This window comes from Rhodanobacter ginsengisoli, assembly GCF_042657065.1.
GTDB lineage: Bacteria > Pseudomonadota > Gammaproteobacteria > Xanthomonadales > Rhodanobacteraceae > Rhodanobacter > Rhodanobacter ginsengisoli.
The window spans coordinates 442,684-454,577 of the sequence record NZ_JBHSNF010000003.1 but is presented as its reverse complement, the minus strand read 5'-3'; the positions used below and the strand labels follow the sequence as shown (position 1 = coordinate 454,577).

Sequence of the window (11,894 nt, the reverse complement as noted above, 5' to 3'; positions counted from 1 at the left end):
GCTTGATCATTGCGGCCTGAAGGTGAAGGTAAGGTGGCGCTGGAACACACTTTCGAAGCCCTTGTAGGGCAAGGTCTTGGTACGCAACACCGCATTTTCGACCGAACGCCGGCCGGCATCGTCGTAGGGACAACTGGAATCGACGGTGGCACTCATCACGTCACCACCAGGTGACTGCACGATATGCACCTGACACGGAACACTCGGCATGTTATCCGGCCGCAGCCAGTTCGGTGTGACCGCATTCTGAATGGCCGCAGCGTACTCATCGGCCAGGCTGCTGTTCTGGCTGTTGTTGCCGGTCTGGCGCTGCGCCGCGGCGGGCAGGTCGGGCTGACCGTCGTCCTGCGCGTTCTTCAGGTCCTCCATCTGCTGTTTGGCCTGCCGGGCCTTGCTGTCCAGCTTCTTGGTCTGGAGCGAAGCGGCGTCCAGCTTGGCAAACAGCGCGTCGAGCTTCTTCTTCTCCTCCTCCTTCTTCTTCGCCACCTGCGCGTCGAGTTCGGACTGGCGCTGGCGTTCCTTCTCCTCCTGCAGTTTCTTGGCGTCCTCGGCCTTCTGCATGGCGTCGGCGACCACCTTCTCCTGGTCCACCACGTCCGGATGCACGGGTGGCGGCGGCAACGTCTTCACCACCGGCTTCTCCGGCGTCGGCGGTGTGGGGGGCGGCGGCACCGTGGGCGGCGGCGGCACGCTGTTGGGCACCGGCTTGACCTTGACCGCCTTCGGCGGCGGGCTGCCGGTGGGGCCGATCAGGGTCGCCTCGATGATCGGTCCCTGCAGCTCCAGCGGCCTCGAACAGGTGATCGGGTTCATCCAGCTGGGCAGGCCCAGCGCATCGAAGACATGCTCGTAGCTCGAGCACGGCAGGATCGCGAGGAACAGGAAGCCCACGATGCCGATGTGCAGGATGGCGGAAAGTACGACCGCCTTCGGTGTCGCCTTACTTTCGTCCATTGGACGTGCTCTTGCCCTGCTCGGGCTGACCCATCAGGCCCACCTTGGCGACACCCGCCTGCTGCAGGTCGGCCAGCACCTTGAACACGCCGCCATAGGGGCCGCGCTCGTCGCCGCCGACCAGCACGCTGACTTCCGGGTTCTGGCGCACGAACGCGCCCACCTTGAGCTTGAGCGTGTCTTCGTCGACCAGTTCCTTCTTCGCCCCGCTCAGGGTCAGGTAGAGCTGGCCGTCCTGCAGCACCGAGACCAGCACCGGGTCCTTCTTCTGCTGCAGCGACTTGGCGTTGGCCTGGGGCAACTGCACGTCGACACTGGAATTCATCATCGGCGTGGTGACCATGAAGATGATCAGCAGCACCAGCATCACGTCGATGTAGGGCACGACGTTGATTTCGGATTTGAGCTTGTAGCGCTTCTGGCGCCCGGAGGTTCGCATGGCTGCTGCTCCGCTCAGGCGACGTCGTCGGTCTGGATCTGCCGCTGCAGCACCGAGGAGAACTCTTCCTGGAACACGTCGTAGCGCGAGGCGATGCGCTCGACCTTGGTCGCGTAGCGGTTGTACGCCCACTGCGCCGGGATCGCCGCGAACAGGCCCATCGCGGTGGCGATCAGGGCCTCGGAGATGTGCGGCGCGACCACCGCGATGGTCACGTCCTTCATCTCGCCCAGGCCCTGGAACGCGCCCATGATGCCCCACACCGTACCGAACAGGCCCACGTAGGGACTGATCGAACCGACGTTGGCGAGGAACTCCAGGTTGCGCTCGAGCAGTCCGATCTCGCGCGTGCCGGCAACCTGCATCGCGCGCTCGGAACCCTCGATGACGCTGCGCGTGTCATGCGTCTTGCGCTGGCGCTGGCGCGCGAACTCGCGGAAGCCCGACTCGAAGATGTTCTCGATGCCGCCATTGTTGGCCTCGCGATTGCTGACCTCGCGGAACAGCTGGGCCAGATCGCCGCCGGACCAGAAGCGTTCCTCGAACGCCTCGGCGTCTTCCAGCGCCGCCTTGGTCTGGGTGTACTTGCGGATGATGATCACCCAGGACAGGAACGAGAATACCAGCAACACCAGCAGCACCAGTTGCACTGGAATGCTCGAATCCGCGATCAGCGAGAAAATGTTCAGTCCACCATTCATTGCTTGAAGGTTCTCCGCCAGTCGGCTTGGTTGTCTAGGGTGCGGGTTCTGGAATCAGATCGGTCGGAATCGGTGCCGGACGCATGCGCCGGATATCCACGCAGGCCACCCGCACGCTGGCGCGAACCAGGCAGCAGCCATCCATCTTCGTGATCGTCTGGGTGAACAGGATACTGGCTGCGCGCCGTTCTTTGACTTCGACCGTTACCGACAGTTCATCATCCAGCAGGGCTGGCTTGAGGAAGTCGATCTGCATGTCGCGCACCATGAAGGCCAGGCCGGTCGCCTGCTTGAACGCCAGCTGGTCGACGCCGAGCGCCCGCATCCACTCGCTGCGGGCGCGTTCCATGAAGCGCAGGTAGCCGGCGTGATAGACCACCCCGCCGGCGTCGGTGTCTTCCCAGTACACCCGAACCGGCCAGCTGAAAGGCAGCACGGGCACGGGCTCAGACATCGTCGGCCTCGGCATTGAACAGGTCGGCGGCCGGCGCCGGCCGCGGCGGCGGCACCAGTCCCAGGTGACGCCAGCCCTTCGCACTGATCATGCGTCCGCGGGCGGTACGCACCAGGTAACCCTGCTGGATCAGGTACGGTTCGACCACGTCCTCCAGCGTGCCGCGATCCTCGCTGAGCGCCGCGGCCAGGGATTCCACCCCGACCGGGCCGCCGTCGAAGTTCTCCACGATCAGGCCCAGCAGGCGCCGATCCAGCTCGTCGAAACCCTCCGGGTCGATCTTCAGCATGTCCAGCGCGGCCTGCGCCACCGCCAGGGTGATCTCGCCGCCGGCACGCACTTCGGCGTAATCGCGCACCCGGCGCAGCAGGCGGTTGGCGATGCGCGGCGTGCCGCGCGAGCGGCGCGCGATCTCCTGCGCCCCTTCCGGTGCGCAGACGATGCCCAGGATGCGCGCGGCGCGGCGCACGATCGCGGCCAGCTCTTCAGCTGTATAGAACTCCAGCCGCTGCACAATGCCGAAGCGATCACGCAAGGGCGCGGTGAGCATGCCCGCGCGGGTGGTTGCGCCGATCAGGGTGAACGGCGGCAGGTCCAGCTTGATCGAACGCGCGGCCGGCCCCTCGCCGATCATGATGTCGATCTGGAAATCCTCCATCGCCGGATAGAGCACCTCCTCCACCACCGGTGACAACCGATGGATCTCGTCGACGAACAGCACGTCGTTCGCCTCCAGGTTGGTCAGCAACGCCGCCAGGTCGCCGGCGCGTTCCAGTACCGGACCGGAAGTCGAACGCAGGTTGACCCCGAGCTCATTGGCGATGACATGGCTGAGCGTGGTCTTGCCCAGGCCCGGCGGCCCGAAGATCAGCACGTGATCGAGCGCGCCACCGCGCTTCCTGGCCGCTTCGATGTAGATCGACAATTGTTCGCGCACCGACTGCTGGCCCAGGTATTCGGCCAGCCGCTTGGGACGGATGGTGGCTTCCAGCGCGTCGTCGTCGAACTGGGCGGCAGCGGTGATGATACGGGCTTCGGTCATGCCGGCATTATGGCCGCAGAAACGAGCGGAGAGGAGTGAGCAGCGAGTCGGCCTTGCCGCATTTACTCATTTCTCACTTCTCCACACTCATTCCTATATCTCCACCTGCGCACCCAGCTCGATCAGCCGGTTGCCGGGAATCTGGAAGAACGCCGTGGCCGGCAGCGCATTGCGCGACATGAAGGCGAACAGCTTGTCGCGCCACAGCGCCATGCCCGGACGCCGCGCATCGGCAACGATGCTTTCGCGCGAGAGGAAGAACGTGGTGTTCATCATGTCGAACTGGATACCCTCGCTCGAACATTGCGACAGCGCCAGCGGGATGTTCGGATCCTCGGCAAAACCGAAGCGCAGTTCGAGCGCGTAGAAATCGTCGGTGGACGGCGTCAGCGCGGTGAGCTGGATGCGCTCGTCCGCCTCGGCCACCGGCGTCTCCAGAATGGCCACGGTCAGCAGTACGTTGCGCTCGTGCAGCACCTTGTTGTGCTTGAGATTGTGCAGCAGGGCATGCGGCACCGCGCTGAGGTTGGCGGTGAGGAAGATCGCCGTACCGGGCACCCGCAGCGGCGGATGCTCGGTCATGTTCTCGATGAAAGGCGCCAGCGCCAGCCCGCCCTGCTTGATCTCGCGCACGACCAGTTCGCGGCCGCGGCGCCAGGTGGTCATCACGGCGAACATCAGCAGGCCGAGCACCAGCGGGAACCAGCCACCCTGCAGGATCTTCAGGGTGTTGGCGCCGAAATAGCTCAGGTCGATGCTCAGCAGCACCAGGCCCAGGCCGATCACCAGTGCACGGTTCCATTGCCACATGCGCCTGGCCACGATCATCACCAGCACGGTGTCGATCGCCATGGTGCCGGTCACCGCGATGCCGTAGGCGCCGGCCAGCGCGTTGGACGAACCGAAGCCGACCACGGTGGCGATCACCGTGACCATCAACGCGCGATTGACCCACGGCAGGAAAATCTGCCCGATCGCCTCGCGCGAGGTATGGATCACCTCCATGCGCGGCAGGAAACCCAGCTGGATCGCCTGGCGGGTCACCGTGAAGGCGCCGGAGATCACCGCCTGCGACGCGATCACCGTCGACAGGGTAGCCAGGCCGATCATCGGGTACAGCGCCCAGGTCGGCACCGAATGGTAGAACGGGTTGGCGATCGCCTCGGGATGCACCAGCAGCAGCCCACCCTGGCCGTAGTAGTTCAGCAGCAGCGCCGGCATCACGAAGAAGAACCAGGCCGTGCGAATCGGAAAACGGCCGAAATGCCCCATGTCGGTGTACAGCGCCTCGGCCCCGGTCACGCACAGCACCACCGAGCCCAGCGCCAGTATCGAGGTACTGCCGTGGGTCATGAAGAACTGCACGGCGTACCAGGGATTGAGCGCGTACAGCACACCCGGCGCCTGGATGATGTTCCACACGCCGATCACGCCCAGCGCCAGAAACCACAGCACCATCACCGGGCCGAAGATCGCGCCGACCTTGGCCGTGCCGTGGCGCTGCAGCCAGAACAGACCAAGCAGCACCAGCACGGTGATCGGCACCACCCAGTGTTCCAGGCCCGGTGCCGCCACCTTCAGGCCCTCGACGGCAGAGAGCACCGAGATCGACGGCGTGATGACCCCGTCGCCGAAGAACAGCGCCGCCCCCAGCAGGGCCATGAACATCACCGCACGACGCATGCCCAGCGACTTGCCGCTGGCGCGCTGGGCCAGCGTCATCAGCGCCATGATGCCGCCCTCGCCCTTGTTGTCGGCACGCATGACCAGGCTGACGTACTTGACCGCCACCACCATGATCAACGACCAGGTGATCAGCGAAAGAATCCCCAGCACCGTGCTCGGACGCGGGTGCAGGCCGTGCTCGGGAAGAAACGTCTCGTGCATGGTGTACAGCGGACTGGTGCCGATGTCGCCGAACACGATGCCGATCGCGCCCAGAATCAGGGTCGATCGCGCACCATGGCCGTTCCCGGTCTCACCGGTGGCCGGCGATGATGCCTGCTTATGCGCTTGCTCGTTCATGGATATCCTGGCTGCCTAGCTGCCGAGTGCGGCGCGCAGCGCCTTGCGAATGATGGTTTCGGCGTCGTCGCCTTCGGCCGCGACCTTCTGCACCAGCCGGCTCACCTCGGCCGGCTTGTAGCCCAGTTGCTGCAAGGCCACGGTGGCTTCACCGGACGCGTCCAGCGGCGCCCCGGCCCCCTGCATCGAGCTGCCGGGAAGGCCGGACATGCCGTCTAGGCGATCGCGCAACTCCACCACGATGCGCTCGGCGGTCTTCTTGCCGATGCCGGGAATCTTGGTCAGCGCGACCACGTCGCCGGCGTGTACCAGTCGCGCAAAATGGTCGGTGGACACGCCGGACAGCACGGCCAGCGCGATCTTCGCGCCGATCCCGCTGACCTTCAGCAGGTTGCGGAACAGCACCCGCTCGCTCTCGTGCAGGAAACCGTACAGCGCCACGCTGTCTTCCTTCACCGCGTGGTGGATCAGCAGGATCACTTCCTTGCCCACGCCGGGGAGGTCGTAGATGGTCGACATCGGCGCTTCGACTTCGTAACCGACGCCGGCGACTTCGACCAGCAAGGCCGGCGGCTGCTTGGAGACCAGGATGCCGCGCAGTCGCCCGATCATCGGCGCCGCCTCCAGGCCGAGCGCGGAATGCCGACCCGGGCCAGGCTGGCACGGGTGTGCGCATGGGTCACCGCGATCGCCAGCGCATCGGCCGCATCGGCCTGCAGCGGCCCCTTGAGACCCAGCAGCACGCCGATCATGTGCTGTACCTGGGTCTTGTCGCTGCGCCCGCTGCCGACCACGGATTGCTTCACTTCGGTTGCTGCGTACTCGTGCACCACGATCCCCTGACTGACCACCGCGCAGATCGCGGCGCCGCGTGCCTGGCCCAGCTTCAACGCCGAATCGGGGTTGCGCGCCATGAACACGCGCTCGATTCCGCACTCGGCCGGCCGATGGGTGGCGATGATGTCACACAGCTCGTCAAAGATGCGTTTCAGGCGCAGCGGGAAGCTGGCCTCACCGGCCACCACCAGCGCCGAGTGGAAGACATGGGTCAACTTGCCCGCGTCGTCGACGTCGATGATGCCGACGCCGGTACGCTGACTGCCCGGGTCAATGCCAAGAATGCGGGTCATCGCTGATGCGAAGCGGAGGGCACGAGGCCTCCGACTTATTCGGCAACCTCGGCCGGCAGCAGGGCGTTGTGCGACACCTCGCTCACATCGTCCAGCGCATCGAGCTTCTCGAGCAGATCCAGCAGTGCCTCGAGCGCGTCCTCCGGAACCTCGACCCGGTTGTTCGGACGCATCACCACGCCGGCGTGCACGGCACTCAATCCGGCGTCGATCAGGGCCTGCTGCACCGCCTCGAAATTTTCCGGCGTGCACAGCACGGTGCTCTCGCCATGCTCATTGACGACGTCGTCGGCACCGGCCTCGAGGGCTGCCTCCAGCACCTTCTCCTCGGCCGCCGCATCACCGGCGGTGGCGAACACCAGCTCGCCGCAGCGATTGAACTGGAACGCCACCGAGCCGCTGGTGCCGAGATTGCCGCCATGCTTGCTCAACGCATGGCGCACCTCGGCCACCGTGCGGACCGGGTTGTCGGTGAAGGTCTCGATGATCAATGCGATGCCGGCCGGGCCATAGCCCTCGTAGCGCAACTCCTGCATGTCGGCGCCGCCATCGGCACCCGAGCCACGCTTGACCGCACGGTCGATGGTGTCGCGGGTCATGTTCGCCGACAGCGCCTTGTCGATCGCCGCGCGCAGCCGCGAATTGCTGGCCGGATCGGCCACCCCCGCACGGGTTGCCACGGTGATTTCGCGAATCAGCTTGGTGAACACCTTGGCGCGCTTGGCGTCTTCGGCGTTCTTGCGACCTTCGATGGACGGGCCTCTACCCATGACATTGCCTGCACTTGGATCCGATGGACAAGCCGGGAATTTTACCTGATTTCAGCCGCCGTGCCGGTTCCGCCCATCGGCGCCGGGATCAGCTGGCGGCGTCGCCCGGCACCGGCCTGAAGTGGCCATGCCGGAGAAACCACGCCACCCGCTGCGCCACATCCTGCGAAAACAGCAGCCCGGTGTGATTCGCCTCGACCACGCAATGATCGGCCAGACCCGCCAGACGGGTCTCCTCCACCGCCACGGTACCGTCATGCTGGCCCTCGAAATGACCCAGCACCGAACCGAGGCCCAACGGCATGCAGCCGGCGATCATGCCGACCTCGCGCGGCCCCTCCCAGCGCTCGAAGCCCTGCTCCAGCAACTCGCGGTTGTGTCCCAGCAACACCTCGCCGCCGCGGCCCCAGCCGGCAAAGCCGCGAGCTGCCGCGCTGCCCTTGAGCGGCGAGCCGAGACACACGATGCGGCCCGGCGGCAATCCGTCGGCATTCAGACAGGCACGCAGCGCCAGCAGGCCGCCGAGGCTGTGACCGACCAGATGCACGATACCGTCGCCCGCGGCCAGCTCGACCATCTGCGCGCGCAGACGATCCAGGATGCTCTGCTGGGTGGCCGCTACGCTGAGATAGTCGAACCGGCGCACGCCGAAGCCCGCCTCCATCAGGCGCCGATGCAGCATGGCCAGCGCGAAGCCGCGCATCCACAGGCCGTGCAGCAGGATTACGTGTTCGGGCATGATTTCAAGCAAGCGACCTGATACATCGGGAACATCATGACACCGGCGCAGGCCGCCGCCATGCCGACCGGGTCGACATCAACGGCTGACGTCCCGGAGCGCGTACTCAGGCGCCCGGCACCTCGGTGGAACGAACCTGCACATGCAGCTCTTTCAACTGCGCTGCAGCGACCGTCGACGGTGCGTCGGTCATCAGATCCTGCGCGCTGGTGGTCTTGGGGAAGGCGATCACGTCGCGAATCGACTCGGTACCGGCCATCAGCGCGGCGATGCGATCGATGCCGAAGGCCAGCCCGCCGTGCGGCGGTGCGCCGAACTTCAGCGCCTTCAGCAGGAAGCCGAACTTCATCTCCGCCTCTTCCGCGCTGATGCCGAGCAACTCGAACACCGTGCTCTGCATGTCCGGGCGATGGATACGGATCGAACCGCCGCCGATCTCGTTGCCGTTGAGCACCATGTCATAGCCGCGGCTGACCGCGTTGTGCGGATCGGCACGCAGCTGGGCGGCGTCGTCCACCCTCGGTGCGGTGAACGGGTGATGCAGCGCCACGAAACGCTGTTCCTCGGCGTCGTATTCGAACATCGGAAAATCGGTGACCCACAACGGCTTCCAGCTGTCCTCGAGCAGGCCGCGATCCTTGCCGACCTTCAGGCGCAACGCACCCATGAAGTCGGTGACCGTCTTCCAGTTGCCGGCGCCGAAGAACACGATGTCGCCACTCTGCGCGGCGGTCGCCTTCAGCACGCCGTCCAGCGCCGCGTCGTCGAGGAACTTCGCCACCGGCGAATTGATCCCGTCGCGCCCCTTGGCCAGGTCCTCGACCTTCAGCCAGGCCAGGCCCTTCGCACCGTAACGCGAGACGTATTCGGTCAGCCCGTCGATGTCCTTGCGGCTCAGCGTGCCGCCACCGGGCACACACAGCGCGGCGACGCGGCCCGAGGGCTCGTTGGCGGGGCCGGAAAACACCTTGAACTCCACGTGCTTCACCGCGTCGGCAATATCGACCAGCTCCAGCGCGATGCGCAGGTCCGGCTTGTCCGAACCGAAGCGGCGCATCGCCTCGGCCCAGGTCATGCGCGGGAAGCTCGCATCCAGCTCGACGCCCTGCACCTCGCGGAACACGTGGCGGATCAGCTCCTCCACGAAGTCCTGCACGTCCTTCTCCTCGACGAAGGCGAACTCGAGGTCGAGCTGGGTGAATTCCGGTTGGCGATCCGCGCGCAGATCCTCGTCGCGGAAGCATCGCGCGATCTGGTAGTAGCGGTCGAAGCCGGCCACCATCAGGATCTGCTTGAACAGCTGCGGCGACTGCGGCAGCGCGTAGAACTGGCCCGGATGCACGCGGCTGGGCACAAGGTAGTCACGCGCGCCCTCGGGCGTCGCCTTGGTCAGGATCGGCGTCTCGACGTCCTGGAAGCCGCGCTCGTCGAGGTAGCGGCGCAGTGTCTGCACCAGCTTGATGCGCTTGCGCATCATCGCCTGCATCTCCGGGCGGCGCAGGTCGAGGTAGCGGTAGGTCATCCGCATGTCCTCGTTCGGATTCTCGTGCAGCGCAAACGGCAGGTCCCGGGCCGCATTGAGAATCTCCACCGAATCCGCCACCAGCTCGACCGTACCGGTCTTCAGCTTGTCGTTGACCGACACGCGCCGGCGGATCGTGCCGGTGACACGCAGGCAGTACTCGTTGCCGATCTCGTTGGCGACGGCAAATGCGGGCGCGTTGTCGCGCTCGATCACCAGCTGGGCCAGTCCCTCGTGATCGCGCAGATCGACGAAGGCGACGTGGCTCTGCAGGCGGAGGGTATTGACCCATCCGCACAGGGTGACGGTCCGGTCGATCAGGGACTCATCGATAAGACCGCAGTAATGCGTGCGCATGCGCTGGAAACTCCGGGCCGCGGAGCGGCTGAAACGGGTGGAAAAGACCGGGAATCTTACCACCGCGGCACGCGCGGGCGGATGTCCGCGCGGGCGATGACGGGAACCTTGTCCCCTGCCATCGCCCGCACGCGCATCGGCTACCAGCGACGATCGACCACGAATTGGCCACGACAGCCGTGATCGACCCATACGCCGGCGCGGTTCCAGCCCCAGCTTTCGCCTTCGGTACAACGAGCACCGGATAGCCGCTTCACCAGCTCGACACGCCCCCGGCGACCCACATCGACCTGGCACATCTGATAGCGACCCTGGTGGCTGTCGCACTGCAGGCGAATCTGCCGGTTCCAGTCGGCACCCGGCTGCCAGCCGCCGTCCCCGTCGCGGCGGTCATCCCGGCCGCCATGGTCGCGGTGGCGGTCGCCATCGTGGTCATCGCGATCATCCCACCCGCCACGCCTTTCATTGAACGCCTCGGCGAACTGGCCGCGGCAGCCGCGATCGACCCACAGACCCTCCCGATCGAGCCCCCAGCTCTGACCGCGGATGCACGCACCCTTCGACTCCTGCCGGACCAGTTCGGCGTCGCGCCAGGGCACATCGCAGCGATTGAATTTCCCATCGATGCTTTCGCAGCGAATCCGGTCGCCCGCCCGCTCCTGTGCCTGCACGGGCGGAGAAAACCACACGACGGCCAGTGCAGCCATCGCCCCGCAAATCAACAGCCTGTCCAAGATACGCATCGCGTATACCTCTGCCCGAATAGTCCTGCTCGCGGCGACCGGCCGAACGGTTCAGCTGCCCCGGGGGCATGCGTGGGGACCGATGATACGCACCCGGCGTGAGGTATCCGCGACGACCCGGCGGGATCAGTCGGCAGAGGAAGGCTTGCTGCCCGAGACCGCAGGAGCCGGCGATGCCGCCGGAGTCGCCGGAGTCGTCGATGCGGCAGGCGCCGGCTTGCCACCGCTGTCGGTAGGCCTGGATTCGCCGCCGGATCCGTCGGCCAGATTGCGCTTCTTGTCGCCTTCCTTCTTGAAATCGGTTTCATACCAGCCACTGCCGGCCAGCCGGAACGAGGGCGCACTGACCATGCGCCGCAAATGCGGTGCATCGCAGGCCGGGCAGATCGAGGGATCGGTGTCGGACAACTTCTGCAGGCGATCGAAGCGATGGCCGCAACTGCTGCACTCGAATTCGTAAATGGGCATGAAAACTCCGTGCGGTCCAGTCAAGATTGAGCTGGCAACTGGCCATTATCGGCGCGATCGAGCGGATTTCAACGTCCCGACGGTCGCTCGACCGCGGACAGGTCGCCGGCGCCGCCTGCCGTCACGACGAAACATGGCCCCGCCTGTGGGTTGCGATACGTGCATGCCCACCGCCGGAGAACCTTCGTGCAGCGACTTCGGCCTGGCGATGGATGAACCGATGCCCCGGCAAGGCAATTACCCCGCGGCGCCCGCGGAATTCGGCCGGATCAGCGGCCGGGGCGATGCATCGGCATCGACGGACGTTGTCCGGCAATCCACCTCCCGCCCGTCCCCATCCCTGCCATGCATTGACGGGTTTCGCTGACAGCGCGTGTCGCCGGCGCCGACAGCCGGAAACGCCATGGCGTGCGGATAATGCCCCACTCCAGGAGTCGCCCGCCTACTCGTCACTTGACACCGACGATCCGGCGTAACATGCATCGGTGCATGTTGGCGCGATGCCGTCCAGGGGACTCGCGCGAGAGCCGCCGCCCTTCCTCATCGGGGA

The 11,894-nt window shown here is 65.8% G+C and carries 13 protein-coding genes; all 13 read right to left on the bottom strand.

The features are described from left to right. Nucleotides 1-6 precede the first annotated feature (6 nt). The 13 genes from tolA to ACFPPA_RS15360 all read right to left on the bottom strand — a co-directional run bounded on the left by tolA (nucleotide 7) and on the right by ACFPPA_RS15360 (nucleotide 11,344). Nucleotides 7-954, bottom strand: a complete 948-nt coding sequence (tolA, locus tag ACFPPA_RS15420) for a cell envelope integrity protein TolA (RefSeq protein WP_377321483.1) — start codon at nucleotides 952-954, stop codon at nucleotides 7-9. Next, the gene (gene tolR / locus ACFPPA_RS15415) at nucleotides 941-1,393 is read right to left on the bottom strand and encodes a protein TolR (RefSeq protein ID WP_377321481.1); all 453 of its coding nucleotides are present in this window, start codon (nucleotides 1,391-1,393) and stop codon (nucleotides 941-943) included. Before tolR ends, tolA begins: the two co-directional genes overlap by 14 nt. A 14-nt stretch (nucleotides 1,394-1,407) precedes the next feature. After that, nucleotides 1,408-2,094 carry a protein TolQ gene (gene tolQ / locus ACFPPA_RS15410; protein WP_377321479.1) on the bottom strand — a complete coding sequence of 229 codons (687 nt, stop codon included), beginning with the start codon at nucleotides 2,092-2,094 and terminating at the stop codon, nucleotides 1,408-1,410. Between the two features lie 34 nt (nucleotides 2,095-2,128). Beyond that, a complete protein-coding gene (gene ybgC / locus ACFPPA_RS15405) occupies nucleotides 2,129-2,548 on the bottom strand; it encodes a tol-pal system-associated acyl-CoA thioesterase (RefSeq protein WP_377321477.1) in 420 nt (139 codons plus the stop codon). Then, entirely contained in the window at nucleotides 2,541-3,590 is a 1,050-nt protein-coding gene (gene ruvB / locus ACFPPA_RS15400; protein WP_377321475.1) for a Holliday junction branch migration DNA helicase RuvB, read from the bottom strand. Before ruvB ends, ybgC begins: the two co-directional genes overlap by 8 nt. Before the next feature lie 93 nt (nucleotides 3,591-3,683). Further along, nucleotides 3,684-5,615, bottom strand: coding sequence for a potassium transporter Kup (locus tag ACFPPA_RS15395; RefSeq protein WP_377321473.1), 1,932 nt, complete (start codon nucleotides 5,613-5,615; stop codon nucleotides 3,684-3,686). Between the two features lie 15 nt (nucleotides 5,616-5,630). Next, nucleotides 5,631-6,227: a Holliday junction branch migration protein RuvA gene (gene ruvA / locus ACFPPA_RS15390; protein WP_377321471.1), complete on the bottom strand. Its 597-nt coding sequence runs from the start codon at nucleotides 6,225-6,227 to the stop codon at nucleotides 5,631-5,633. After that, nucleotides 6,224-6,745: a crossover junction endodeoxyribonuclease RuvC gene (gene ruvC, locus ACFPPA_RS15385; RefSeq protein ID WP_377321469.1), complete on the bottom strand. Its 522-nt coding sequence runs from the start codon at nucleotides 6,743-6,745 to the stop codon at nucleotides 6,224-6,226. Before ruvC ends, ruvA begins: the two co-directional genes overlap by 4 nt. A gap of 35 nt (nucleotides 6,746-6,780) precedes the next feature. After that, nucleotides 6,781-7,515 (bottom strand): YebC/PmpR family DNA-binding transcriptional regulator, encoded by a 735-nt coding sequence (locus tag ACFPPA_RS15380; RefSeq protein ID WP_377321467.1) that lies wholly within the window; start codon nucleotides 7,513-7,515, stop codon nucleotides 6,781-6,783. Between the two features lie 88 nt (nucleotides 7,516-7,603). Further along, nucleotides 7,604-8,254, bottom strand: coding sequence for an esterase/lipase family protein (locus ACFPPA_RS15375; protein WP_377321465.1), 651 nt, complete (start codon nucleotides 8,252-8,254; stop codon nucleotides 7,604-7,606). A gap of 106 nt (nucleotides 8,255-8,360) precedes the next feature. Continuing rightward, complete coding sequence (gene aspS, locus ACFPPA_RS15370) at nucleotides 8,361-10,133, bottom strand: aspartate--tRNA ligase (protein ID WP_377321463.1); 1,773 nt, start codon at nucleotides 10,131-10,133, stop codon at nucleotides 8,361-8,363. 140 nt (nucleotides 10,134-10,273) lie between these two features. Then, on the bottom strand, nucleotides 10,274-10,876 hold the full coding sequence (locus tag ACFPPA_RS15365) for a DUF3011 domain-containing protein (RefSeq protein WP_377321461.1): 603 nt from the start codon (nucleotides 10,874-10,876) through the stop codon (nucleotides 10,274-10,276). Nucleotides 10,877-11,002: 126 nt separating this feature from the next. Further along, complete coding sequence (locus ACFPPA_RS15360; RefSeq protein ID WP_377321459.1) at nucleotides 11,003-11,344, bottom strand: FmdB family zinc ribbon protein; 342 nt, start codon at nucleotides 11,342-11,344, stop codon at nucleotides 11,003-11,005. Between the last annotated feature and the right edge of the window lie 550 nt (nucleotides 11,345-11,894).